Origin of the sequence: Pseudarthrobacter cellobiosi (genome assembly GCF_023913815.1) — a bacterium.
GTDB lineage: Bacteria > Actinomycetota > Actinomycetes > Actinomycetales > Micrococcaceae > Arthrobacter > Arthrobacter cellobiosi.
In genome coordinates this window covers 125,940-150,618 of sequence record NZ_JAMXBK010000024.1, presented here as the reverse complement: position 1 = coordinate 150,618, position 24,679 = coordinate 125,940, and the positions used below count along the sequence as shown (strand labels likewise).

The window sequence follows — 24,679 nt, the reverse complement described above, 5'->3', positions numbered from 1 at the left end:
GGTGGGCCGGTCTTACTTCTTGGCCCGGTCCAGTGCGGTCTGCGATTTGGCCTGTTCGTCCTTGAGCCGCTGGGACAGGTTGGATTCGCTGACTGCTCCGGAGGAAAGATCCGGAATGGACTGGACAACTACGTTGGTCAGCGACAGCTGGACATCGCCCCACGCACCGCTGAAGGGCGTCGCTACGGACTTGGCTCCCGACTCAAGGGCCGGCGCAATCACTTCATTGGTGGCGAGTTCCTTCGCGGCTTCCTGGTTGGCGGGAAGCTGGCCGAAGACCTTGAAGTAATTGAGCTGGACGTCCTTGTTGGTGATCATCTTGATGAACGCGAAGGCCAGGTCCTTCTGCTTCGAGTAGTCAGCTACCACGAGGTTGTCGCCGGACAGAATACTGGCGGCCGGCTTACCGTCCGAAGGGTTGGAGGTCTCGCCCGGGGGAACGGTGGGCATCAGGGCGTACTTGTATTTGCCCTTGACCGCGGAGGCATCCAGCGCGGGGATGGACAGCGGTGAGGTCATGGGGAAGTAGGCTGCCTTGCCGGCGGCGAAGGCGGCCAGGGCCTGCGGGTTGGCCCAGCCAACGGCGGAGGGGTCAACTACCTTGTCCTTGGTCACCCAACCGAAGTAGGTCTCGTAGGCCTTCTTGGTGATGGGGTCATCGAGACGGACCTTGCTTCCGTCGATGATGGGATTGCCGGCCTGGATGGACATGCCCCAGATGTACTTCCAGGGATCGAAGTTGTCCTTGTAGGCCACCGCAACACCGTACTGGTCGCCCTTCGTGAGCTTCTTTGCCTGCTCGGTGAACTCGTCCCAGGTGGTGGCAGGCTTTTCAATGCCGGCAGCAGCCAGCAGCTCGGTGTTGTAGGCCATCACGAACGGCCGGCTCACGAACGGGATACCGATCTGGTTGCCCTGATCCGGACCGGAAATGCCGAGCGCCGCGGGAACGAACTTGTCCTTGCCGCCGAGCTGGTTCCACTCGTTGTCACCGAGTTTCACAAAGGCCCCGGTGGAGTACGCCGTGGGGGTGAAGGTGGTGCCGAGTCCGTAGACGTCAGGTCCCTGCCCCGAGACGACTGATGTCTGGATCCGGGTCATCTCGTCATTGGCGGTGGCGAACGTCTCCCACTGGATGTCTGCCCCGGTTTCCGTCTTGAACTTGGCGCTCATTTCCTTGAACCAGGCCTGCTGTTCCTGGGGGTACTGCGCGGTGACGTTCATCAGGACGTTGAGGGTTTTTCCTGTGCCGTCCACCTTGCCGCCCGAGGCGCCGGAGGTCGCACCGCCCGAGCCGCCAGAGCCGCCGCACGCGGCAAGCATAAGAACGGAAATGGCCGCTGCGGCGATAGTGCCGATGCGACGCGGTTTAGACATACCCATGAGGCTTCTCCTTTGAAGACATACATTGCGGCAGAGATCCGAGACTAAAATTCAGTCTACGATTTTCTTTCTCTGCGGCTAGCGTATTCATCAACGCCAACTCTTGGCAAGCGATTGCCAAGAACTGTTATGAGAGCTTCATCAAGGGGTATGGCGTCCAGCGCATCCCTGCGGAGATGCGCTGGACGCAACGACCTCTAGCGGATGTGGCCGCTTGCCAAGCCGCCCTCCAGCTCTTGGTAGATGCCTGCCATCCAGGACTCGACGTCGTCGGCCTTGCGGGGCAGCGCGGCGCTGAGGTTCACGGGACCATCGGCCGTCATCAGGATGTCGTCCTCGATCCGCACTCCAATGCCGCGGTACTCAGCCGGGATGGCCAGGTCCTCGTTCTTGAAATACAGGCCGGGTTCGATGGTGAACACCATGCCCTCCGTGAGGATGCCGTCGAGGTACAGTTCGCGCTTTGCCTGGGCACAGTCGTGGACATCCAGGCCAAGGTGGTGACTGGTGCCGTGCGGCATCCAGCGGCGGTGCTGCTGGCCTTCCGGGCTGACGGCTTCCTCGACACTCACCGGGAGCAGCCCCCACTCGGCGAGGCGTTCCGCCAACACGGTGGTCGCGGCGGTGTGGATGTCCCGGAACCTGGCACCTGGCTGGGCAGCGGCGAATCCGGCGTCGGCAGCATCCAGGACTGCCTCGTAAACCTTGCGCTGGACTGCGGTGAACGCGCCGTTGACCGGCAGTGTGCGGGTGACGTCTGCGGTGTAGAGCGAGTCCGCTTCAACGCCGGCGTCCAGCAGCAGCAGTTCGCCGGCGTTGATCCTGCCGGTGTTCCGCGTCCAGTGCAGGACTGTGGCGTTGTTGCCGGCGGCGGCGATGGTGTCGTAGCCCAGTTCGTTGCCTACCTCGCGGGCACGGGCAAAGAACGCGCCTTCCACCACGCGCTCGCCGCGGGCATGGGTCAGGGCGCGGGGCAGGGCCTTGACTACCTCCACGAAGCCCTCGACAGTCGCAGCTACTGCAGTCATCATCTGTTCGATTTCCCACTCATCCTTCAGGAGGCGGAGTTCAGACAGCGCTTCGGAAAGCTTTTCATCCAGTGCATCCAGGACAGCCAGGTCCAGGTTGTCCGGGTCCTTGGCAGTGTTGTACCGGGCAGTATCCACCAGGGCGTCGATGTTCTCGTCTACCTTGCGCACCAGTCGGATCGAGATGCCGCCGATCTCCGGGGCACCCACGTTCTTGGTGATCGCGGATTCAAGTCCATCGATGTGGGCGGTGGCCAGGCCCAGGCGCGCTTTGAACTCGGCCAGGGTGGGCCGTGCACCGATCCAGAACTCGCCGGAACGGGAGTCAGCGTAGAACTGTTCTGTATCCCGGCCGGCCAGCGGACGGAAGTACAGCGTGGCACGGTGGTGACTGCCGCCGTCGCCCTTTCCTTCACCGGCCGGTTCCAGAATGAGCACGGCGTCCGGCTCATGGTCCAGGCCCAGCCCGGTGAGATGCGCGAAGCCGGAATGCGGACGGAACCGGTAGTCGCAGTCGTTGGAGCGGACCTTCAGCGGACCGGCGGGGATGACCAGGCGTTCGCCTTTGAACTTCTCTGAGATGGCCTTGCGCCGGGCCGCGGCGTAGTTGGCCACGGCGTCGAGCGCCGGCAGGTGCTGCCCGGACGGCGCCCAGTTACTGGCCATAAAGGCCTTGAAGGCAGCGGAACTGGGCCGCTGAGAGCGGTTGTTGACGCGCTCGTCGAGGGGCTGGGAGGCAGAGGTCGGGGTGTTTTCGGCATCGTTCACGGCACCATCGTCTCACCGGCACCGAGCCGGGGGCCAATACCGGCGCGGACGCGGTCAACTAGGCTGGGCAAGTGAGGATTGACCTGCATGCCCACTCGAACGTTTCGGACGGCACCGAAACCCCCGCCGACGTGATGGCTTCGGCTGCCCGGGCGGGCCTGGACGTGGTGGCACTAACCGATCACGACTCCACGGACGGCTGGGCTGAAGCGTCCCTCGCGGCGTTGGAAAACGGGGTGGCACTGGTCCCAGGCATGGAGGTCTCCTGCCGGACCGGGCAGGGCATCAGCGTGCATCTGCTGAGCTACCTGCACGATCCTGACCACCCGGGGCTGCTTGAAGAGATCACCAAGGCCAAGGACGCGCGCCTCACCCGGGCCGAACGGATGGTGACCCTGCTCGCCGAGGACTACCCGCTGACGTGGGACGACGTCATCCACCATGTGGCTCCCGGGGCTACGCTGGGCCGGCCGCACATCGCTGATGCTTTGGTGGCGGCCGGCGTGGTGGCAGACCGCTCGGAGGCGTTCACGTCCATCCTGACGTCCCATTCGCGCTACTTTGTCCAGCACTACGCACCCGACCCGGCCACCGCCGTCGAACTGGTCCGTGCCGCTGGTGGCGTTCCCGTGTTCGCCCACCCCGTGGCGTCGGGCCGCGGTCGGATCGTGGGGGAGCGAACCTATCGGGACATGATCGATGCAGGCTTGGCAGGGCTGGAGATCGACCATCGGGACAATCCGGAGGAAGGGCGGGAATTCCTGCGTGGGCTCGCCGCCAAGCACGGACTGCTGATCACGGGTTCTTCGGATTACCACGGCACAGGAAAACCGAACCTGCTCGGAGAAAACCTCACCACCGCGGACGTGCTGGCACGGATTGAGGAACTGGGCACGGGAACCGCAGTCGTCCGTCCCTGATCAGTTGGGCGGGAACGACGTAAAGGTTGCCTTGGCACCCAACCGCTTGGCCATCACGTCGATGGCCGGCTGGTTCTGGTCCACACACACGAACTTCCGGTCCAGTTTGGCCGCCACGGCGCCCAGGGTTCCGGAACCGGCGAAGAAGTCCAGGCACCAGTCACCGGGCCGGCTTGACGCCGTCACCACACGGCGGATGAGGCCCTCGGGCTTCTGCGTGGGGTAGCCGGTCTTTTCCTTGCCTGTGGGGGAGACGATGGTGTGCCACCAGACGTCGGTGGGCAGCTTCCCGAGTTCCCGCTTCGCCGGTGTCACCAGGCCCGGTGCCATGTACGGCTCGCGGTCCACCTCGGCGTTGTCGAAGTGGTACTTCGCCGGGTTCTTGACGTACACGAGGATGTTGTCGTGCTTGGTGGGCCAGCGGTACTTGGCCCGGGCACCGTAGTCGTACGCCCAGATGATCTCGTTGAGGAAGCACTCACGGCCGAAGATTGCGTCAAGCATCACCTTGGCGTAATGGACTTCCCGGTAGTCCAGGTGGAGGTACAGCGTGCCGTCGTCAGCCAGCAGCCGCCAGGCCTCCACGAGCCGGGGTTCCAGGAATGACCAGTAGTCACTGAAGGCGTCATCGTACCGGTGCAGGGCGCCCTTGATGGTGTCGTAGGAACGCCCCTTGAAGCCCACGCGGTCGCCGTCACCGTCTGTGTTCAGCACCATCCGCGTTTCCTGGCGCTTCTGGACCCTGCCGGTGTTGAACGGCGGGTCAACGTATATCAAGGTGAAGGCGCCGTCCGGCAGCGAGGGGAGGAACTCCGCGTTGTCCGCGTGAACCACCAGGTTGCTGCCGTCCGGCGCCCAGACGGTGTCAGTCATCGAGGCGGTTATGCCTCGGTGCTGCGCTGCTGCGGGCCGTTGTCGGCACCGGCCACCACTTCGCCGTTGCGGCGGCGGGTGCGGGTCCGGCTGCGGCGGGCACGGGGGTCCACTTCGCCTTCGGCCGGAGCCGCAGCAGCCGGTTCGGGGGCGGGGCTGGTGCCGGCGGTCGCCGCATCAGAGGTACGACGACGGCGGTCACCGGAGCGTCCGCCGGGCTCGCCGGTGCGGCGGCTGCTGCTGTCGCGAGCACCGGAGCGGCCCGCGTCGCGGTTGCCGTCGCGCCCGCTGTCACGGCCACCGCTGGGACGGGTGTTCTTTTTGCCGGTCTCGCCCAGGTCCTCGAGGACCTCGGCGTCGACGCCGGCCAGCACACGCTTGTTGCGGGGCAGGCGGCCCTTGGTGCCTTCCGGAATATCCAGCTCTTCGTAAAGGTGCGGGGAGGAGGAGTACGTTTCCACGGGCTCCGGGACGCTGAGCCCCAAGGCCTTGTTGATCAGGCCCCAGCGCGGCATATCGTCCCAGTCAACGAAGGTCACTGCTGTGCCCTTGTTGCCCGCGCGGCCGGTACGGCCCACACGGTGCAGGTAGATCTTTTCGTCTTCAACGCACTGGTAGTTGATGACGTGCGTGACGTCGTCGACGTCGATGCCGCGGGCGGCGACGTCAGTGGCCACCAGGACGTCCACCTTGTTGTTGCGGAAGGCACGGAGCGCCTGCTCGCGGGCGCCCTGGCCAAGGTCACCGTGGATGGCAGCGGCGGCGAAGCCACGGTCCACAAGCTCCTCGGCAACCTTCGCGGCGGTGCGCTTGGTTTTGGTGAAGATGATGGTCCGGCCGCGTCCGCGTGCCTGCAGGATGCGGGCCACAACTTCGATCTTGTCCATGCTGTGGGCACGGTAGATGAGCTGGCGGATGTCGCGCTTGGTGAGGCCCTCGTCGTCCGGATCAGCGGCCCGGATATGGGTGGGCTGCGTCATGTAGCGGCGGGCCATGGCGATGACCGGGCCCGGCATCGTGGCGGAGAACAGCAGGGTCTGGCGGACTGCAGGGGTACCGGCGATGAGGGTTTCCACGTCCGGCAGGAATCCGAGGTCCAGCATTTCATCGGCCTCGTCAAGGATGACCATCTTGACGTTCTTGAGGACGAGGTGCTTCTGCTTGTAGAGGTCGATGAGGCGGCCGGGGGTTCCGACGACCACCTCGACGCCGTTCTGCAGGGCTTCCACCTGGGGCTCGTAGGCACGGCCGCCGTAGATGGTGGTGATGCGGGCGTTCCGCCTGCGGGATGCGTTCTGGAGATCATTGGCCACCTGGACGGCCAGCTCGCGCGTCGGCACGATGACCAGGGCCTGAGGTGCACCCGGAACGGCGAGCTTGTCGTAGCCGGCGTCGTCCGGACCCACCACGCGCTGCAGCGCGGGAATGCCGAAGCCGAGGGTTTTGCCGGTGCCGGTCTTGGCCTGCCCGATGATGTCGTGGCCCGAAAGCGCCACCGGCAGGGTCATGGCCTGGATGGGGAAGGGGTGGGTGATCCCGGCGTCGGCGAGGGACTCCACGATGTCGGCGCGGACGTTGTAGTCAGCGAAGGATTTCTCCTCGATCTCGTGCGGCTTCTCGTCCGAGATGATGGTTTCTTCGGGTTCGATCGTCTCGATGCCGGAGTCGTCAGTCAGGATCTGGTGGGTATGCAATTCACTCACAGGGGAGTTTCCTTATTCATTTGGGCATTGGCGCTGCCTGCTCAACGGGCCGGCCAACGTGGCCGTTCCGGAGCACGCTCTGGCGCGCAAGCAAATCCAGTGGAAGCCGATCGCGGGCTATCAAAATGCTGGCACTGGTGACCAACGGGTGCATCTCAAGATCGCGTAGGGGCGGGCTTGTTGAATTCAAATCAAGGAAATCAACGACCGGGCATCCATATCTACTTCTTCAGTCTAGCCGCACGGACCCTGAATCCCGGCTTTGGGCCGATCAGGCAGCGCGGAAATCATTCAGGCCAGCAACTCAAAGTGGACCTCGCGGGCGGCGATATCGGAGGAGATCAGGCGGACCCGCACCTTGGTGCCGGATTCCAGGTCGCCGCCGCACCGGGCCGTCACGGCGGGTTCGGCGATCTGGATGATCCCCGAGGGGCCATTCCCGTTTTTTGCGGCACCGTTCTTGGTGCCGTTGCCGTTTTTCCCGTTGCCGTTGCCGTTGTCCTTCTGCGGCTTGGAGCCGGAGATCACGATCGCATCGAATTCCTGGCCCACATGGTTGACCAGGAGCGCGGCCTCCACAGTGTCCAGCGCCATGCGTTCCATCCGCGATGCCAGCTGGTCGGATCCGGCCATGATCTCCGGCAGGGACGGCAGGGCTTCCCGCGCCCAGTCCGGTACCGGTTTGCCGTTGCTCAGGGCTTCGCAGATCACCAGGACAAAGCGGTCGATAAGGCGCCGGAGTGGTGCTGTGGTGTGGGCATAGGCGGCGCCGATGGCGGACTGGATGGCGTCTTCCGGGACTGTGCCGTCGAACGCCGTGTAGCTGGCGCCGCGGAACAGCATACCGGCGGAGTGCAGGATGGCCAGTTGCCGGGGCTCTGTCGGATCAAGGCTGCGGAGGTATTCGCCGTAGCTGATCTTGCCGTCCCACGGCTTGCCCAAGGCCTCGGTCTGGAGGCGGAAGTGACGCAGGGAGCGCTCATCCGGCGCGGGCATGGTCCGCAGGATGCCCACTTTTCCCGCCAACATCAGGTTTGCCGCCGCCATCCCCGTCATCAGGGAGATCTGGGCGTTCCAGTCCTCCACCGGCAGCTGCGGTGCAGCGGCAATCCGGTAGCCGCCGTCGGGCAGTTGCACGATTTCCTGCTCCGGCATGTTCAGGCTGGCGCCGCCGCGCTGTCGCTCCAGTTCAACGCGCTTGAGCCCCACTTCCTTCAGGAGCTGCAGGACAGGACCGGCCGTCCCGGCGTCGAATTCGGCCTGGACCCCCTTGTAGCTCAGCTTGGCACGGCTGCGGATGGTGGCCCTCTGGACGCTCACAGTGGAGACCTGCGCGGCGTCGTCCAGCCCGAACTCCCACACGTAGGCGGAACACAGCTGCCCGGCCAGGAGGCTGCCGGCACCTTCGCTGATGACTTCCGGGTGCAGCGGGATACGGCCGTCAGGGGCGTAGAACGTCTGGCCGCGGCGCCGGGTCTCCGCGTCCAGTCCGCCGCCGGGGCGCACAAAGGACGGCACGTCAGCGATGGCGTAAAGCACCCGGTAGCCCGTGCTCGCACGCTCGATGAACAACGCCTGGTCCAGGTCAGTGGACGACGCCGGATCGATGGTGAGGAAGTCCACGTCCGTCAGGTCAGCGCCCGGCAATTCGTGTGCGGCCACTGCCGCTTCCGCGTCCCGGACCGCCTCCGCCGGGTATGGCCCCGGCAGTTCCAGCTCGGTACGCAGGGCGCTCAGCGCCGCCGCGAGGTCGTTGGTTTGCTCGTGGACATTGGGGGCCAACCTATGATGTGACACGAAAGTCAGGTTAGCTCGATTTCCACGGATCGTGCACGCCGGCCGTCCGCCACGCGGAGGATTGTCAGGACGCGCCCGCGTCCAGGGCGGCCAGGAGTGCCGCGGCCGCCGCTGCGGGGTCGGAGGCTTCGGTGATGGCACGCACCACAACAACCCTGCCGGCGCCGGCCTCCACCACCTGCTCCACGTTGCCAAGATCGATGCCTCCGATGGCAAACCAGGGCAGCGTGGCCTGGGTGCCACCGGCAGCGCGGACTGCTTCGGCCGCGTACCGCACGAGGTCAAGGCCGACGGCGGCCCGGCCCGGTTTCGTCGGAGTGGCCCAGACCGGTCCTACGCAGAAGTAGTCCAGGCCGCTTTGGTCAGTCAGCCCGCCAGACAGCCGGATGGCGCCTTCGATCTGCTCGGCGGTGTGGGTTGAAAGCCCGATCGATGCCCGCCCGCCGAGGAGCGTGCGGGCGGAAGCGACCGGCAGGTCTTTCTGCCCGATGTGGAAGACGGGGGCGCCGGACAGTAGCGCGATATCGGCACGGTCGTTGACGGACCACAGCTTTCCGTGGCGTTCGGCCGCGGCCTGAAGCACGGCCAGCAGCTCCAGCTCCTCCGCCGCCTCGATCGCCTTGTCCCGGAGCTGGATGATGTCCACGCCGCCGGCAAACGCCGCGTCCACAAACTCGCCAAAGTCCCCGCGGTCCCGGCGCGCGTCGGTGCACAGGTACAGCCTGGCGCTGTGCGGGAGGCCGGTGTTTATGCCGCCGGCGGGGTCTGTTCCGGTCAAGGATTCGGGAGCGGCGGAGGGGGCGGAGGGCGTGCCTGCAGCGGCGAAGGATTGCGCGTTCATGGAAACCAGCCTAAGTCCCCTAAACTGGGCGGGTACTGCGGGAGCCCGTTGCAGCCGTCACAAAGCGGCCGGGCTGAGAGGGCGTCAGAGCCGACCGCTTGACCTGATCCGGCTAGTACCGGCGTAGGGAAGGAACATATGCCCCCCGCAATAAGCAGCCCACCCGAGACCGCATCAGCCAGCCCGGCCGTCCTGCACGCCGACGTGGCCGTCATCGGCGGCGGAGTCATCGGCCACGCCATAGCCTGGGAGGCCCGGCGATCCGGCCGTTCCGTCGTGCTGATCGATGACGCGCCCGGGAACGGCGCCAGCTGGGCAGCCGCCGGCATGCTGGCCCCTGTGAGCGAACTGCACTACCAGGAGGAAGACCTCCTTGAGCTGATGCTGGCATCCTCCGGCCTGTGGCCTGCCTTTGCGGCGGACCTCGCCCTGGCCGGGGCTGGCGATACCGGATATCTGACGACGCCGACGCTCGCCATCGGCGCGGACGCTGCGGACCGCCGCGCGCTGATGGACCTCCGGGCCGTGCAGCAGGCCAGCGGCCTGGTGGTGGAACCCCTGACTGTCCGTGAGGCCAGGACGAGGGAATCCCTGCTTAGCCCGGCCATATCCTGCGCCCTGGACATCCCCGCCGACCACCAGGTGGATCCACGGAAACTGGTGGCGTGCCTCCAGGAAGTCCTGGCCGTCCACGAACCGGGAGCAGGAACGGCCGTGGCAGGTGCCCGCGGGGGATTCGCCGTTGACCAACGGGCTGCTTCCCTTCTTTGGGAGGACGGCCGCGTCACTGGGGTGAGGCTCGCCCACGGCGGAAGTGTCCGGGCCGGGGAGACCATCGTGGCCAACGGATTGCAGGCGGGGTCGCTGGATGGCCTCCCGGTTGGACTGCACCTGCCCCTGCGGCCCGTCTACGGTGACATCCTGCGCCTTGCTGTTCCGGAGCACCTGCGTCCGCTCCTCACCTCGACGGTCCGTGGAATGGTCCATGGCGTGCCGGTCTACATCGTTCCCCGGCAGGACGGCACGGTGGTGATCGGGGCAACGCAGCGAGAAGATGCGCTCGCCGGGACGGGCGACGCTGCTGTCTCGGCCGGCGGCGTGTACCAGTTGCTGCGTGACGCCCAGGTCCTGGTGCCGGCGGTCTCGGAGCTGGAACTCCTGGAATGCACGGCACGGGCAAGGCCGGCGACCCCGGACAACGCCCCTCTCCTCGGCCGCGTACGGGCTTCCGCACCAAGGACGGGGAACACAGCGAACATTGCCGGGCTGATTGTTGCCACCGGATTTTTCCGCCACGGAGTGCTGCTTGCTCCGGTGGCGGCGGCCATCTGCCGGGACCTGCTGGACGGCCGGTCGGACCCCCGATGGGGGGCCCTCAGCCCGGCCCGCTTTTCAGGAAAGCACCACGTAGCCGGTACACAGTCGCCGCGTAAGGACATCAGCAGCACGAAGGACCTCGACACACAGAAGGAATCAGCATGAACATCACCCTCAACGGCTCGCGCCATTCCGTGGCGGACGACGCGTCCATCACCACCCTCATCAGCCAGATCACTGGCCGTCCCCTCGCGGCCAACGGCCAGGCGACAGACGGGCAGAAACTCGGCGTCGCCGTCGCCCATAACTCCGAAGTAGTACCCCGCAGCCAGTGGTTCGTCACGGCGCTCGCCGAAGGTGACGACGTCGAACTGGTCACAGCAGTCCAGGGAGGCTGACACCATGACAGTAACCAGCAACATCAGCACACAGAACCGGCCCGAGGACACTGACCGGCTGGTCATCGACGGCGTCGAGCTCGGCTCCCGCCTCATCATGGGCACCGGTGGCGCCCCCAGCCTCGACGGGCTGGGCGCAGCCCTGCTGGCGTCCGGAACCGAACTGACCACGGTGGCCATGCGGCGCTATTCGCTGGCTGAATCGGGGTCCCTTTTCCAGCTCCTGGTGGACCACGGGATCCGGATCCTGCCCAACACCGCAGGCTGCTTCACCGCCCGGGACGCGGTCATGACGGCGGAACTGGCCCGCGAAGCGCTGGAAACCGACTGGATCAAGCTGGAAGTCATCGCCGACGAACAGACCCTGCTGCCGGACGCGGTGGAGCTCGTGGATGCTACAGAACAGCTTGTAAACCGGGGCTTCAAAGTGTTCGCCTACACCAACGATGACCCGGTCCTGGCCCTGCGGCTGGAAAACCTGGGTGCCACCGCGGTCATGCCGCTCGGAGCTCCCATCGGCACCGGCCTGGGAATCCTGAATCCACACAACATCGAACTGATCGTCTCGCGCGCCTCGGTGCCCGTGGTGCTGGACGCCGGCATCGGCACGGCATCCGACGCCGCCCTGGCCATGGAGCTTGGCTGTGATGCTGTGCTGCTGGCCACGGCAGTCACGCGTGCGCAGAACCCGGCACTTATGGGGGAGGCCTTCAAACACGCCGTCATCGCCGGTAGGCTGGCGAAAGCGGCCGGCAGGATTCCGCGCCGCGAGCACGCCCTGGCGTCATCGGCCATGGAAGGCCGGGCAGAGTTTCTCTAGGCCGTTTTCTCCAGGCCTGGCGCCCTCGGCCTGCCGGGGCGGCTCACCGGACGAGCCAAGGAGGCCGCTGTGGCCGGCAAGGAACACAAACTCACCAGGGAGCGGATCGACGCCGTCCTCGAGGCGCTGCCCGACTGGCGGTACCGGTTGGGCGGGCTGGTCACTGTCTATAAAACGCCGACGGCGGCCGCCGCACTGGAGCTGATTGCCGCCGTCGGACGCCTCGCGGAACAGCAGAACCACCATCCGGACCTTGAGTGGCGCTACAACAAGGTCCATCTCCGCTACACGTCCCACGACGCCGGCGGCGAGGTCACTGAGCGGGATGCCGCTGCTGCAGCGGCAGTGAGTGCGGCTGCGGCACGGCTCGGAGCCACCGCCCAACCGGTTAGTTAAAAGACGGTGACCACCACCCTGCTGGGTGGTGGTCACCGGTACTCAAGGCATCGTCCTTGCTACATCTTGAGCGCCTGAGTCAGCCGCTGCGTATCGTGGCTTGCCCGGGTCCGACCCAGGTAGATGACCGTCCCGACGGCAGCGACGGTGCCGAGCGCCATGGGCAGGATCCAGGGAATCCACGTCAGGCCCGGCTGGTAGCCAAAACCTGCCGCGATGAAGATGATCCAGCTCACCGCGCCCACCACAACGGCAACCCCTGCGGGCAACCCTGTGCCGTACCGGGTGTGGCGCTTGTCATTGGCCCAGACAATAAAGCCTGCGGCTGCTGTGACCAGGACAACGATGGTCAGTGAAAGCATGGGATCTCCTCGGAAAGCAGCGGCCAACCGCCAGGGCGGTTGGCCGCGGACGTGCTAGAACTGGCCGAAACCGACCTTGCGGGCCTCTTCGGCGCCGATTTCCACGTAGCCCAGGGCGCTGCCGGGAACGATGATGATGCGTCCCTTGTCGTCCTTGAGGCGGAGTTCGGTGCCCTTGGTGATGGCTTCTTCAACGACCGTGGCTACAGTGTCAGCGTCCTGAGCTGATTCCAGGATGATTTCGCGGCCAATGTTCTGAATGCCGATCTTAATTTCCAAAAGGGGGCCTCCCAGCCAATCAAAGTTTCTTGGGTTCTCTTATTTGTAGTCTAGGACTCTTTGGGGAAGCGCGAGATTCCGCGCCAAGCTAAACGGTAAATGAGGTCGCTGGCCACATCGAGGTCCAGGTTGCCGTCCGTTTCCAGCCAGTAACGCGCGCTGACCTGGGCCATTCCGGCCAGGCCGCGTCCCAGAAGCTGCGCCTCCAGGTGGGGGAGTTTGGTGTCCTCGGCAATCACGCGTGCCACGGCGTCCGCGAATGTCTTGTTGAATGTCTCGAGACGTGAACTGACATCGGGGTCGTTGATGAGGTCCGATTCGAAGACCAGGCGGTGGGCCTGGTCGTCGCTGGCGATGAAGCGGTAGTAAGCACGCATCACGGCCTGGACACGTTCGTCGTTGTCGGTAGTGGAGCTCAGGGCACCGAGCATCAGGTCCGTCAGCGACGCGAGATGGCTGTCCAGCAGGGCAAGATACAGCTCGCGCTTGGACGGGAAATGCTGGTACAGCACCGGTTTGCTGACATGGGCCGTTTCGGCGATTTCATCCATGGCGGCGCCATGGTAGCCGTTGGCGACAAATACCTCCTGCGCCGCCGCGAGGAGCTGCGCCCGGCGCTCATCCCGGGGAAGCCGGGCGGACCTCTGGCCCGCGGTCCGTTGAGGTGCGGCCGGTTCGCCGCCGGACGCCCGGTCAGCCCGTGCTTCATGGACCACAGTTGCCCTACTTTCCCTTGCCGTTACCTACACAATACTGCGCGGTAATATGACCGTGCGGCATCTCGGGGCATACATTGAAGTATGGCTTCGACTTTGACCGCAAATGATTCCTCTGTATCGCTTAAGCCGCTGGTGGAGCCCGCCGGTGAACTGACGCTGGCCGAGGTGGAACGCTACTCGCGGCACCTCATCATTCCCGAAATCGGAGCGGTGGGGCAGCGGCGGCTGAAGAACGCCAAGGTGCTGGTCATCGGGGCCGGGGGACTGGGTTCGCCCGCACTGCTCTACCTGGCAGCAGCAGGCGTGGGGACCCTGGGAATCATCGACGACGACGCCGTTGACCTCAGCAACCTGCAGCGCCAGGTGATACACGGCGTCGCCGACGTAGGACGGCCCAAGATCGAATCCGCGCAGGACGCCATCGCGGCCCTGAACCCGCTCGTGGAGGTCCGGCTGCACAACGTCAGGCTGGATGCCACCAACGCGCTGGAGCTGTTCGCGGGCTACGACCTGATCCTGGACGGGGCGGACAACTTCGCCACCCGCTACCTGGTCAACGATGCCGCTGCCGTCCTCGGCAAGCCCTATGTGTGGGGATCGATCTTCCGCTTCGACGGCCAAGTGAGCGTGTTCTGGGAAAAGTACGGACCCACTTACCGGGACCTTTATCCCGAGGCCCCGCCGGCCGGATCCGTGCCCTCCTGCGGCGAGGGCGGCGTCTTCGGCATGCTCTGTGCTGCTGTGGGGTCACTCATGGTGACCGAGGCAGTCAAGCTGATCACCGGCGTCGGGCGTTCACTCCTGGGCCGGGTGGCACTGTTTGATGCCCTGGGCGGCAGCTGGCGCGAGATCCGCGTGTCCAAGGACCCGGCGGCGGAACCCATTACGGAACTGACGGACTACGAAGCTTTCTGCGGCATAACACCTGCCGCCTCTGCAGACACGGAGCACACGGTGACGGCAACCCAGCTGGCCACCATGCTGGCTTCCCGGAAGGCAGGCCTGAAGGACTTCGAGCTGGTGGACGTCAGGGAAACAGGCGAACACGACATCGTGAGCATCGACGGCTCGGTACTGATCCCGCAGGGCAGGATCCTCGCGGGGGAGGCCTGGGCGGAACTCCCGCAGGAGAAGGACATTGTGTTCCACTGCAAGGCGGGCACTCGGTCAGCCAACGTGCTGGAGGCTGCGCGGAAGGCAGGCTACCAGCGGGTCAGCCATCTCGACGGCGGAATCCTGGCCTGGGTGCGCGACGTGGAACCGCAGAAGCCGGTCTATTAGACGGGTAGGTCAGGCGGTTTCGAGGCCCCGGTGGTCCACGGGGCACTCCGCCTGCGTTGCAGTGGCCGGCTGTTCCACGGTGATGCCGTACAGGGTTTCGAGCGCCGATACGTAGTCGTCCTGCTGGCCGTTGGCGGCGAGCTCACGGGCACGGACAGTGGGCACGTGCAGCAGCTGCTTGACCATCCGGCGGAGGGCGAACTCCACTTCCTCGGCGGCGGCCGTGCAGCCGTGCCGTGCACGGACGCGCTCCATTTCCGCGTCCAGGACGTTCATGGTGTGCCGGCGGAGCGCCACGATGGCGGAATCCACCGAGCGGGCTTCCCGTTCCTGTTCGAAGGCCTGGGCCGCGCCGGACACAATGCCGCTGGCCTGGGTGAGGGACTCGGCCTGTTCCTGGGGTGCCGCCAAACGCACGGATTCGAGCGTGAGCAGCTCAACGCCGTCGAGCTGGCCGACTTCGGGGTCAAAGTCATGGGTGAGGGCGAGGTCGATCGCGATCAGCGGCTGGGGAGAGCCCGCGCGGATCTCGGCAAGTTCGCCGGCCTCGACCCGGGTGTCGGAGCCGCTGCAGCCGATCATGACGTCGGAGGCAGCTACGGCTACCGGCAGGGATTCGCTGTCCAGCGCTGTTCCGCCGCGGGTGGCGACGAACGCTTCGGCGCGTCCCGACGAGGAGAACACGGAGATGTCGGTGCAGCCCCGTTCACGGAGCAGCGCCATCGTGGCGCCGGCATAGGCGCCGGTGCCGAACACCACCACCTTCTTCGTTGACCAGTCGGGGCTTTCGGAAAGATCGGTGGCCAGATCCAGTGCCACTGAAACGATGGAAAGGCCTCGGGAACCGAGGGCGGTCTGTGCTCCGACATCCTTGGCCGTCTTGGAGGCGGCCTGGAAGAGGCGGACCAGGCCGGAGCTGGCCGTGCCCTCGTGCTGGGCAGTGATGAGTGCGCGGCGGACCTGGCCGGCGATTTCACGTTCACCCACGACGGCGGAGTCCAGTCCGGCGCTGACGGCAAAAAGGTGCTGGCTGACTTCGGGGCCGGTGCGTGTGCTGAAGGAGCGGGACACGAGCTGTTCGTTGAGTCCGCTGAGGCCGCTGATCTCGGACACGAGGGCCGCCCGGGCAGCCTCAACATCGTCAGCGTGGGGCGCTTCACCGTAGATTTCGTACCGGTTGCAGGTGGCAAGCACCACCGCACCCGTCACTGCCGGCGATCCGGAGAGTGCGGATGTGGCGATACCGGAAGCACCGTTGCTCAGTTGAGCAACGGTCTCAAGGTCGATGTCGGCGTGTGTAGCCACCAATGAAAAAAGAACCACAGCAGATCAATCATAGCTTTTTCGTTGCCCGGTAGAACAACCCGCCAAACGGCAACAGGCGGTGGAGGGCCGTGATTCCTGCCACGGTGCGGCCGGTGCGGCTTCAGGTGACAGGCTGTCGTTATCTTTTAGGGCCGATTTTGGGCACAATCAAAGGCATGACTTCCAGCTCCGCCGTGTCCAATGCCGTGTCTGCTGCCGGTGCCCTTGCTGCCGGCCATCCGCTGATGGACGGCCGCACCGCAGATTCGCCGCTCATCACCGCCTACCGTGGCGGCAAGCCGTCGCGGCGGCCGGTGTGGTTCATGCGCCAGGCCGGGCGCTCGCTGCCGGAATACCTGAAGGTGCGCGAAGGCGTGGCCATGCTGGATTCCTGCCTGCGGCCGGAGCTCGCGGCCGAAATCACGCTGCAGCCCGTCCGGCGCCATGACGTGGACGCTGCCATATTCTTCTCCGACATCGTCATTCCGCTGAAGCTCGCCGGCGTCGGCGTGGACATTGTGCCGGGTGTGGGCCCCGTGCTGGACAAGCCGGTGCGCACGGCTGAAGACGTTGCCGCCCTGCCGCAGCTGACCTGGGAAGCCCTGGAACCGATCCGCGAAGCCGTGCGGCTGACCGTCGCCGAGCTGGGTAAGACCCCGCTGATCGGCTTCGCCGGTGCGCCGTTCACTCTCGCCGCGTACATGGTGGAGGGCAAGCCGTCCCGTGACCACCTGGGCCCGCGCACCATGATGCACGCGGACCCGGAAACCTGGACAGCACTGGCAAACTGGGCCGCCGACGCCTCGGGAATGTTCCTCCGCGCCCAGCTGGAGGCCGGCGCCTCCGCCGGACAGCTGTTTGACTCCTGGGCAGGATCACTGGGCCTGGCCGACTACACCAAGTTCGTCGCACCGGCCTCGGCCCGCGCGCTGGACCACGTCCGCCACCTCGGCGCACCGCTGATCCATTTTGGTACCGGAACCTCCGAGCTCCTCGTTGCGATGCGCGACGTGGGCGTGGACGTGGTGGGCGTGGACTACCGCCTTCCGCTGGATGAGGCCAACCGGCGCCTGGGCGGAACTGTGCCGCTGCAGGGAAACATCGACCCCGCGCTGCTGTCGGCGCCGTGGGACGTGCTCGAAGCCCACGTGCGTGCGGTCATTGCGGCTGGAGCCTCCGCGCCCGGCCACGTGCTCAACCTCGGCCACGGCGTACCGCCCGAAACGGACCCCACGGTCCTGACCCGGGTTGTAGAACTCATCCACTCCATTTCCCCGGAGTAGGACCATGGGCAGCTCCTTGATGCCGAACCAGGCCGCCCTCGTCCTGGGCGGCGGCATCTCCGGCCTGCTGGCCGCGCGGGAGTTGGCGGCTGCCGGACTTACAGTGACCGTCCTGGAGGCCACCGCATCCTGGGGCGGCTGCGTGGGCAGCCACGTGGTGGTCGGCCTCACCCTGGACAGCGGAGCAGAGTCCTTCGCTACGCGCTCCTCAGCCGTGGCTGAGCTTGCTGATGAACTTGGACTCGGCGGCAACGTTGTGGCGCCCCGCCCGGGCGGTGCCTGGGTGCAGCTTCCGGACGGCCCGCGCGAACTGCCCAAGACCGGAGTCCTGGGGATTCCCGCCAACCCCTGGGACCCGGAGGTCAGACGGTCGTTGGGATTTGTGGGCTCGCTCCGGGCGTCCTTGGACAAGTACCTGCCGGCTTCGATCGGCGCGACAGCGGAGGTCACCAGCGTGTCGGCGTTGGTTCGGGCCCGGATGGGCCGCCGGGTGTTGGACCGCCTTGTGGCCCCGGTGGTGGGCGGCGTGCACTCCGCGGACCCCGGCCTCCTGGACGTGGACATGGTGGCCCCAGGCCTCCGTGCCGGAATCCGCGAGCACGGTTCCCTCGCCGCCGCAGTGGCCGCCCAGCGGCGCGGTTCGCCCCAGCCATCCACCGCGAAGGCGGGTTCCGCCGTCGCCGGCCTGGAGGGCGGGATGCACACCCTGGTGGTGGCCCTGGTCAGTGATCTCCGCAGCCGTGGGGTCAGCCTGATGAGTGGAACAGCCGCGGACGCCGTCGAAAGGACGCCGGACGGATGGCGTGTCACCGCCGGTGACACAACGTACGACGGCGGCGTGCTGGTGGTGGCGCTTCCCGGCCCGGCAGCCGTGGGGCTACTTCAGGAAGCCCTGCCCGCACTCGCCGGCTGGAGCCCGGAAAGCGGTCCCGACGTCCGGCTCGTCACCCTGGTAGTGGACCTGCCCGAACTGGACCGCAGGCCGCGGGGCACCGGGGTCCTGGTAGCTCCCCAGACGCCCGGTATCCAGGCAAAAGCCCTCACGCACGCAACCGCGAAGTGGGACTGGCTGGCCGCTGCGGCAGGTCCCGGAACACACGTGCTGCGGCTCTCCTACGGTCGCCTGGAAGCCTCGGAAAACTCGACCGGGACCCGCAACGCCGCCCCAGCCCTCGACGCGGAGCTCCTGGCTGCCGCCCTGCATGACGCTTCGGCCCTGCTGGGCGTCCCGGTGCAGGGGACCGACGTTGTCGGCTGGGATGTTGTCAGGTGGCAAGGGGCCCTGCCGTTTGCTGCCGTCGGACACAAAGCCCGGGTGGCCGAGGTCAGGAAGCTCTGCGCGGCAGAGTCCGGCCTCGGCATTGTGGGCGGATGGGTGGCCGGCAACGGACTCGCCGCCGTGGTGGCCGATACGCGGAAAGAAATTCACAGCCTGGTCAGCTGACCATCGCCCCTGTTCAGTGGAATATGGGCCTGGACGGGACCACTCCGGGGTGCGGTTTCCGGTTTTCAATCCACCCCCTGATGTGGCTAGGGTCGATAACTATGGTTATCTACAGGTCCGAATTTTCCCGTTCCCGGACCAGTATCCATGGGCGACTCCGGCGTGGCGCTGCAGCGGCTGCCGTCGGAGCGGTACTGGTCCTGTCCGCCGGCGTACCGGCATCCCAGGCAGCCGATGGCAGTGCTGATCCCACCGGTGCCGCCGACGTTACTGTCGACGCAGACGCCGACGGGGTTAACGGTCTTCTGAACGGCCTCTTGGGCCGATCCGGTGGACGTTCCACAGCCGCACCCGCACCCGCACCGACTCCCTCAACCTCTTCCACTCCGACGTCCACGGCGACTCCTTCTCCAGCCCCGACGTCCGCCAGCCCTACACCCGAGGGCACAGCACCACAGAGCACGGCTCCCCAAGGTGCCGTCCCGCCGTCGAGCGCTCCTGCGCCGCTCAGCACTTCCCCGGATGCCGCCGGTTCGCCGGCCGGCACGCAGCCGAACGGACAGCCCGGTTCGCCCGCCGCCGGGACGCTGGAGGACGGCCAGGATGCAGGCCAGGACGGCGATCCTGCTGCGGACCAGCCCACGCAGGGTTCCCACAGCACCAACGCCACCCCTGTTTCGGGACCGGGGCGCCGCGGAAACGCGCCCGCCAGCCGGGACAACATGGCGTCGGCCACGGCAGCAGCTGCGGCGGCCGAACCTGCGAAGGTCTGGCTTGGCGTGGGACTGGTGGGGTCTGCCGGAGCTGCCGGACTCCTCTTTGCCCGGATCCGCCGGATCTGACCTCAGTGCCGAATCGACTCAAGACCCACAGTGGACCGAACCTGTGACCTTCAGCACTTCTACGTCTTGTAGAAGTCGCCCGGTTTCGACTTGGCGGTAGGGAAGGGGCAAACTGGTAACCATGAGCCACACTTCTGCCGAATCTGTCACTAAAACCGAAGAATCAGCCGAGCAGTTCTTCACTCTCTGGACTGTGTTCAAGCGGTCTGAGGAACTCGTGCGCAGCGCTGACGCTGCTGCCGATTTCGATGCCCTGCTGGTCCGCCTGGCCGAAGCCGGCGTGACGCACCGCGGCAGCTACGACGTCTCCGCTATGCGCGCCGACGCCGATGTTATGGTGTGGCTCCACGGCCCGAAGCCCGAAGCGCTGCAGCAGGCCATCCGCGACATCCGCCGCAGCACCCTTTTCGCCGGCACCGAGATTGTCTGGTCCGCGATGGGCGTCCACCGGGAAGCCGAGTTCGCCAAGAACCACACCCCCGCCTATTCACGCGGTGTGGCCCCGGCCGAGTGGCTCTGCGTCTACCCGTTTGTACGCTCCTATGAGTGGTACATCCTGCCCGACGAGGAACGCGGCAAGATGTTGCGTGACCACGGCCTGCTGGGCCGGGAGTTCCCGCAGGTCATCTCCAACACGGTGTCCTCCTTCGCCCTGGGTGACTGGGAGTGGATCCTGGGACTGGAAGCCCCCGAACTGGTGGACCTCGTGGACCTGATGCGCCACCTTCGCGCCACCGAAGCACGCAACCACGTACGGGAGGAAATCCCGTTCTACACCGGCCGCCGCATCACCGCTGCAGCGGTCGCCGAGGTCCTCGCATGACCCAGCCCGAGCCCGCGGCGGGCGCCGTGCCCACTGGAATCAACCCGGTCACCGAAGCCGGCCGGATGGCGCCCAAAAACTATGACGGCGTCCTGCTGGCCTCCTTTGGCGGGCCCGAGGGCCAGGACGACGTTATCCCGTTCCTGCGCAATGTCACCCGCGGCCGAGGCATCCCGGACGAGCGGCTCGAAGAGGTTTCCCACCACTATCGGGCCAACGGCGGCATCAGCCCCATCAACCAGCAAAACCGCGAGCTCAAGGCTGCCCTCGAAGCGGAGCTCTCGGCCCGCGGCATAGAGCTTCCGGTGCTGTGGGGCAACCGCAACTGGGACCCCTACATTCCGCAGACACTGCAGGCCGCGTACGACGCCGGCCACCGCAAACTGCTGATGGTCACCACGAGTGCCTACTCCTGTTACTCCAGCTGCCGCCAGTACCGCGAAGACATCGGCATCGCCCTGACGGAGTCGGGGCTGGACGGCCGGCTTGAGGTGGACAAGGTCCGGCAGTACTTCGACCACCCGGGCTTTGCGGAGCCCTTCATTGAAGGAACCGCAGCCGGGCTGGCGGATGTGCGGGCGCAGCTCGCTGCCGCGGGAACACCGGACGCCCCCGTGCACATCCTTTTTGCCACCCACTCCATCCCTACCCGGGATGCCGAGGCCGCCGGACGGTCCGGGGACGAGCCGCGCGAGTTCGAGGAAGGTTCCGCCTACGTGGCCCAGCACCTGGCCACCGGCGCAGCCGTCATTAGCCGCGTGCAGGCCGAATCAGGCCTGACCGCCCCCTGGTCCCTCGTTTACCAGTCCCGCTCGGGCGCGCCTCACGTCCCGTGGCTCGAACCTGACATTAATGACGCCATCGCCGACCTGGCTGGCCAGGGCATCAAAGGCATCGTCATCGTCCCGCTGGGCTTCGTCAGCGACCACATGGAAGTTGTCTGGGACCTGGACACCGAAGCCCTGGAGACCTGCCGCAACCTCGGCCTGGCTGCCACGCGCGTGCCTACGCCGGGCACGCACCGGAAGTTTGTGCACGGCATCGTGGACCTCATCTCGGAACGGACGCTCGCCAACAACATCGGCGACCGGCCCGCCGTGACCGGCCTGGGCCCCTGGTACGACGTCTGCCGGCCGGGCTGCTGCGCGAATTTCCGCGGCGAGAAGCCCACCATCGCCGGAGCTGATACCACCGTCGGCACCGGACATGACGCATATCCGGCCGCGTCTGCGGGCGCTGCCGGGGGAGTAGGAACGCAGTGACCGTACGGATCGGAACCAGGGCCAGCAAGCTCGCCCTGACGCAGACGCAGCAGACGGCGGACCAGCTGGCCGCCGTCGGAGGCTTCCCGGTGGAGCTGGTGCACATCACCACTGAAGGCGACGTCAAGACAGGATCGCTGTCCCAGATGGGCGGCACCGGGGTGTTTGTCGCCGCGTTGCGAGATGCCCTGCTGCAGGACACCTGCGATGTCGCTGTGCACTCGCTCAAGGACCTCCCGACGGGCGCCGCCTTGGGCCTCACGATCGCCGCAACGCCCAAGCGTGCCGATGCGCGGGATGTCCTGTGCGCACGCGACGGCCTCAAGCTGGCTGACCTGCCGCAGGGCGCCACGGTGGGCACCGGCTCGCCGCGCCGCGCTGCCCAGCTGCGGGCCGCACGCCCTGACCTGGACGTGCAGGACATCCGCGGCAACGTTGATACCCGCCTGGGCCGCGTGCCCGGCCTGCCCGGAAACGCGGCCGGCGCGCCAGGGGACCTCGACGCCGTCGTGCTGGCCGCCGCTGGGCTGGAACGCATCGGCCGCCTGGACGTCGTCAGCGAATTCTTCGAGATGGACGTGATGCTGCCGGCGCCGGGGCAGGGTTCGCTGGCCATCGAATGCCGGAGCGCCGACGCCCCCCGCAAGGCAGGCTCCACCGAAGCGTCGCAAGGCGTTTTGGCGCAGGCACTGGCAGCACTCAACGATGAGGACACCCGCCTCGCCGTGACCGCGGAGCGTGCCGTGCTGGCCCGCCTCGAGGCCGGCTGCGCCGCCCCCGTGGGTGCCTTCGCCTACCGCAAGGGCAGCATGCTGTACCTCGAGGCGGCTGTATGCGCCGTGGACGGCACCAAGACGGTGCGCGAAAAGAAGGCAACGGACGGTCTCACTGAAGTCGGTGCCACGCTGCTCGGCATCGAGGTGGCCGAGCTCCTGCTCGCTGCCGGCGCCGCGGAGATCGCGGACCTTGCCGCATCCTGATCCACCGGCAGGCAGCCTCGGCGGCCGGCGCGTCCTGATCACCCGGAGCGCCGACCGTGCCGGCCCTCTGGCCGCGCTGCTCGGCAGCCTGGGGGCCGAACCGCTGGTCCTGCCGCTCATCGACTTTGAACGGGCCACGGACCAGCCGGCTCTCGATTCCGCCCTGGATACCCTGGCCGCCGGTGGCTTCGACTGGCTGGTGGTCAGCAGCATCACCACGGTGCGGATGCTCGTGGAAAAGGCGGCCGAGCGCGGGACCACGCCGGCTGCCCTGGTGCCGGCGGGAACGCACGTGGCCACGATCGGGCCGTCCTCCCGGCGGATCCTCGAGGCCGCCGGCATCCCCGTGGCCCTCGCCCCGGTGGACATCCAGTCCGCCGAAGGGCTTGTGGACCTCTGGAGCGCCGCCCCGGCGCGCGTGCTGTTGCCACAGGCGGACATCGCTGCGGTTGCCCTGCGCGATGGTCTGGCAGCCAAGGGGGCCGACGTCACTGCTGTTGTGGCCTACCGCACCGTGGATTACCCGGCCCGGCCGGAACTCCGCCTGGAGGCGGAACTGCCGTCCGCCGTCGGGGTCTCCCACCCTGGCGCTCCCCGCGAGCTCAGTCAGTCGCAGACCCGCAGGGAGCTCGACGCCGGGACGCTCGACGCCGTCGTAGCAGCCTCGCCGAGCGCCGCGCGGCGCATTGCCGCGACCCTCCTGCCGCTGGGCCGATGCCGTTTCGTCGCCATCGGACGGCCGACGGCGGCGGAGGCTGCCGCCCTCGGCATCCCGGTGGCAGCCACCGCCCAAGTCCCCACCCCGGACGGCATAGTGGTCGCACTGGGCACCGTATTTGCCAACGAAGGGAACACCCGATGAGCTTTCCGAACCACCGCCCGCGCCGCCTCCGCACCACGCCCGCCATGCGCCGGCTCACGGCCGAATACCGCCTGGCTCCGGCGGACCTGATCCTGCCCGCGTTCATCCGCGAAGGCCTCAGCGAACCGTTGCCCATTTCCTCCATGCCCGGGGTTGTGCAGCACACCACCGATTCGCTCAAGCGTGCCGCAGCGGAAGCCGTGGAACTTGGTGTGGGCGGCATCATGCTGTTCGGCGTTCCCGCAGTGCGTGATGCCCGCGGCACCGCGTCCCTGGATCCGGACGGCGTGCTCAACAAGGCCATCCGTGACGTCCGCGCCGAGGTGGGCGATGACCTGGTCATCATGGGCGACGTCTGCCTGGACGAATTCACGGACCACGGCCACTGCGGCGTCCTGGATGCCGACGGTTATGTGGACAACGATGCCACGCTGGAAATCTACGGCCAGATGGCCGTGGCCCAGGCCGACGCCGGTGCCCACGTCCTGGGGCCTTCCGGCATGATGGATGGCCAGATCGCCGTCATCCGCCAGGCCCTTGAGGAATCCGGCCACAAAAACACCGTCATCCTGGCCTACGCGGCCAAGTACGCCTCCGCCTTCTACGGCCCCTTCCGGGAAGCCGTGGACTCCCAGCTCAAGGGCGACCGCCGCACCTACCAGATGGACGCCGCCAACCGCCGTGAAGCCCTCCTCGAGGTGGAACTGGACCTTGAGGAAGGCGCAGACATGGTCATGGTGAAGCCGGCCATGAGCTACCTGGATATCCTGGCCGACGTCGCCGCCATGAGCCCCGTGCCGGTCTCGGCCTACCAGATCTCGGGTGAATACGCGATGATCGAGGCCGCCGCCGCCAACGGCTGGATCGACCGGCGGGGTGCCATCACGGAATCCATCCTCGGCATCAAACGGGCCGGCGCCAACACCGTGCTGACCTACTGGGCCTCCGAAGTCGCCGGCTGGCTTCGCGAATCCTGAGACGGCAGGGAATGTT

Annotated in this window: 24 protein-coding genes and 1 riboswitch; of the genes, 14 read left to right on the top strand and 10 right to left on the bottom strand. The window is 66.7% G+C overall.

Annotated elements, in window-relative coordinates:
* Nucleotides 1–12 precede the first annotated feature (12 nt).
* Nucleotides 13–1,377, bottom strand: coding sequence for an ABC transporter substrate-binding protein (locus tag NG701_RS11080; RefSeq protein WP_252567407.1), 1,365 nt, complete (start codon nucleotides 1,375–1,377; stop codon nucleotides 13–15).
* Nucleotides 1,378–1,580: 203 nt separating this feature from the next.
* Nucleotides 1,581–3,179, bottom strand: coding sequence for an aminopeptidase P family protein (locus tag NG701_RS11075; RefSeq protein ID WP_252567405.1), 1,599 nt, complete (start codon nucleotides 3,177–3,179; stop codon nucleotides 1,581–1,583).
* Between the two features lie 71 nt (nucleotides 3,180–3,250).
* Between NG701_RS11075 and NG701_RS11070 the strand changes: the two genes are divergently transcribed.
* Nucleotides 3,251–4,099 carry a PHP domain-containing protein gene (locus NG701_RS11070; RefSeq protein WP_252567403.1) on the top strand — a complete coding sequence of 283 codons (849 nt, stop codon included), beginning with the start codon at nucleotides 3,251–3,253 and terminating at the stop codon, nucleotides 4,097–4,099.
* On the opposite strand, the gene NG701_RS11065 is transcribed toward NG701_RS11070, so the two are convergent.
* From NG701_RS11065 to thiE, 4 genes are all read right to left on the bottom strand, one after another.
* Entirely contained in the window at nucleotides 4,100–4,972 is an 873-nt protein-coding gene (locus tag NG701_RS11065; protein ID WP_252567401.1) for a DNA-methyltransferase, read from the bottom strand. It abuts the gene before it with no gap.
* 8 nt (nucleotides 4,973–4,980) lie between these two features.
* On the bottom strand, nucleotides 4,981–6,675 hold the full coding sequence (locus NG701_RS11060; protein ID WP_252567399.1) for a DEAD/DEAH box helicase: 1,695 nt from the start codon (nucleotides 6,673–6,675) through the stop codon (nucleotides 4,981–4,983).
* 291 nt (nucleotides 6,676–6,966) lie between these two features.
* A complete protein-coding gene (locus tag NG701_RS11055; protein ID WP_252567397.1) occupies nucleotides 6,967–8,472 on the bottom strand; it encodes an RNB domain-containing ribonuclease in 1,506 nt (501 codons plus the stop codon).
* A gap of 64 nt (nucleotides 8,473–8,536) precedes the next feature.
* Nucleotides 8,537–9,313, bottom strand: a complete 777-nt coding sequence (gene thiE / locus NG701_RS11050) for a thiamine phosphate synthase (protein ID WP_252567395.1) — start codon at nucleotides 9,311–9,313, stop codon at nucleotides 8,537–8,539.
* Nucleotides 9,314–9,340: 27 nt separating this feature from the next.
* A riboswitch (TPP riboswitch) is annotated at nucleotides 9,341–9,461 on the top strand.
* Here thiE and thiO point away from each other — a divergent pair.
* The 4 genes from thiO (at nucleotide 9,452) to NG701_RS11030 (ending at nucleotide 12,244) form a co-directional block, all read left to right on the top strand.
* Nucleotides 9,452–10,795 carry a glycine oxidase ThiO gene (gene thiO / locus NG701_RS11045; protein WP_252567393.1) on the top strand — a complete coding sequence of 448 codons (1,344 nt, stop codon included), beginning with the start codon at nucleotides 9,452–9,454 and terminating at the stop codon, nucleotides 10,793–10,795. Its footprint overlaps the riboswitch before it by 10 nt.
* A complete protein-coding gene (thiS, locus tag NG701_RS11040) occupies nucleotides 10,792–11,028 on the top strand; it encodes a sulfur carrier protein ThiS (RefSeq protein WP_058931870.1) in 237 nt (78 codons plus the stop codon). Before thiO ends, thiS begins: the two co-directional genes overlap by 4 nt.
* A 4-nt stretch (nucleotides 11,029–11,032) precedes the next feature.
* Entirely contained in the window at nucleotides 11,033–11,848 is an 816-nt protein-coding gene (locus NG701_RS11035) for a thiazole synthase (protein ID WP_256475747.1), read from the top strand.
* A gap of 69 nt (nucleotides 11,849–11,917) precedes the next feature.
* Nucleotides 11,918–12,244: a 4a-hydroxytetrahydrobiopterin dehydratase gene (locus NG701_RS11030; RefSeq protein WP_252567384.1), complete on the top strand. Its 327-nt coding sequence runs from the start codon at nucleotides 11,918–11,920 to the stop codon at nucleotides 12,242–12,244.
* A 59-nt stretch (nucleotides 12,245–12,303) separates the two neighbouring features.
* Here NG701_RS11030 and NG701_RS11025 read toward each other — a convergent pair whose 3' ends face one another.
* From NG701_RS11025 to NG701_RS11015, 3 genes are read right to left on the bottom strand one after another with little or no spacing between them, the layout of a single operon-like run.
* Entirely contained in the window at nucleotides 12,304–12,606 is a 303-nt protein-coding gene (locus tag NG701_RS11025) for a hypothetical protein (RefSeq protein WP_252567382.1), read from the bottom strand.
* A 54-nt stretch (nucleotides 12,607–12,660) separates the two neighbouring features.
* A complete protein-coding gene (locus NG701_RS11020) occupies nucleotides 12,661–12,885 on the bottom strand; it encodes a DUF3107 domain-containing protein (protein WP_252567380.1) in 225 nt (74 codons plus the stop codon).
* A gap of 50 nt (nucleotides 12,886–12,935) precedes the next feature.
* Nucleotides 12,936–13,601 (bottom strand): TetR/AcrR family transcriptional regulator, encoded by a 666-nt coding sequence (locus NG701_RS11015; RefSeq protein WP_056343929.1) that lies wholly within the window; start codon nucleotides 13,599–13,601, stop codon nucleotides 12,936–12,938.
* Between the two features lie 84 nt (nucleotides 13,602–13,685).
* Here NG701_RS11015 and moeB point away from each other — a divergent pair, with 84 nt between their 5' ends.
* Nucleotides 13,686–14,885, top strand: a complete 1,200-nt coding sequence (moeB, locus tag NG701_RS11010; RefSeq protein ID WP_252567379.1) for a molybdopterin-synthase adenylyltransferase MoeB — start codon at nucleotides 13,686–13,688, stop codon at nucleotides 14,883–14,885.
* 9 nt (nucleotides 14,886–14,894) lie between these two features.
* On the opposite strand, the gene NG701_RS11005 is transcribed toward moeB, so the two are convergent.
* Complete coding sequence (locus tag NG701_RS11005) at nucleotides 14,895–16,208, bottom strand: glutamyl-tRNA reductase (protein ID WP_252567377.1); 1,314 nt, start codon at nucleotides 16,206–16,208, stop codon at nucleotides 14,895–14,897.
* Between the two features lie 158 nt (nucleotides 16,209–16,366).
* Here NG701_RS11005 and hemE point away from each other — a divergent pair, with 158 nt between their 5' ends.
* The 8 genes from hemE to hemB all read left to right on the top strand — a co-directional run bounded on the left by hemE (nucleotide 16,367) and on the right by hemB (nucleotide 24,663).
* Complete coding sequence (gene hemE, locus NG701_RS11000; protein ID WP_252567375.1) at nucleotides 16,367–17,473, top strand: uroporphyrinogen decarboxylase; 1,107 nt, start codon at nucleotides 16,367–16,369, stop codon at nucleotides 17,471–17,473.
* A 4-nt stretch (nucleotides 17,474–17,477) separates the two neighbouring features.
* A complete protein-coding gene (hemG, locus tag NG701_RS10995; RefSeq protein WP_252567373.1) occupies nucleotides 17,478–18,917 on the top strand; it encodes a protoporphyrinogen oxidase in 1,440 nt (479 codons plus the stop codon).
* A gap of 101 nt (nucleotides 18,918–19,018) precedes the next feature.
* On the top strand, nucleotides 19,019–19,759 hold the full coding sequence (locus NG701_RS10990; protein ID WP_252567371.1) for a hypothetical protein: 741 nt from the start codon (nucleotides 19,019–19,021) through the stop codon (nucleotides 19,757–19,759).
* A gap of 121 nt (nucleotides 19,760–19,880) precedes the next feature.
* Nucleotides 19,881–20,582: a hydrogen peroxide-dependent heme synthase gene (gene hemQ, locus NG701_RS10985; protein WP_252567369.1), complete on the top strand. Its 702-nt coding sequence runs from the start codon at nucleotides 19,881–19,883 to the stop codon at nucleotides 20,580–20,582.
* On the top strand, nucleotides 20,579–21,844 hold the full coding sequence (locus NG701_RS10980; protein ID WP_252567367.1) for a ferrochelatase: 1,266 nt from the start codon (nucleotides 20,579–20,581) through the stop codon (nucleotides 21,842–21,844). Before hemQ ends, NG701_RS10980 begins: the two co-directional genes overlap by 4 nt.
* Entirely contained in the window at nucleotides 21,841–22,824 is a 984-nt protein-coding gene (gene hemC / locus NG701_RS10975; RefSeq protein ID WP_252567365.1) for a hydroxymethylbilane synthase, read from the top strand. The genes NG701_RS10980 and hemC overlap by 4 nt, the downstream gene beginning before the upstream one ends.
* Nucleotides 22,811–23,686, top strand: a complete 876-nt coding sequence (locus NG701_RS10970; protein ID WP_252567363.1) for a uroporphyrinogen-III synthase — start codon at nucleotides 22,811–22,813, stop codon at nucleotides 23,684–23,686. The genes hemC and NG701_RS10970 overlap by 14 nt, the downstream gene beginning before the upstream one ends.
* A complete protein-coding gene (gene hemB / locus NG701_RS10965) occupies nucleotides 23,683–24,663 on the top strand; it encodes a porphobilinogen synthase (RefSeq protein ID WP_252567361.1) in 981 nt (326 codons plus the stop codon). Before NG701_RS10970 ends, hemB begins: the two co-directional genes overlap by 4 nt.
* Nucleotides 24,664–24,679: the final 16 nt, after the last annotated feature.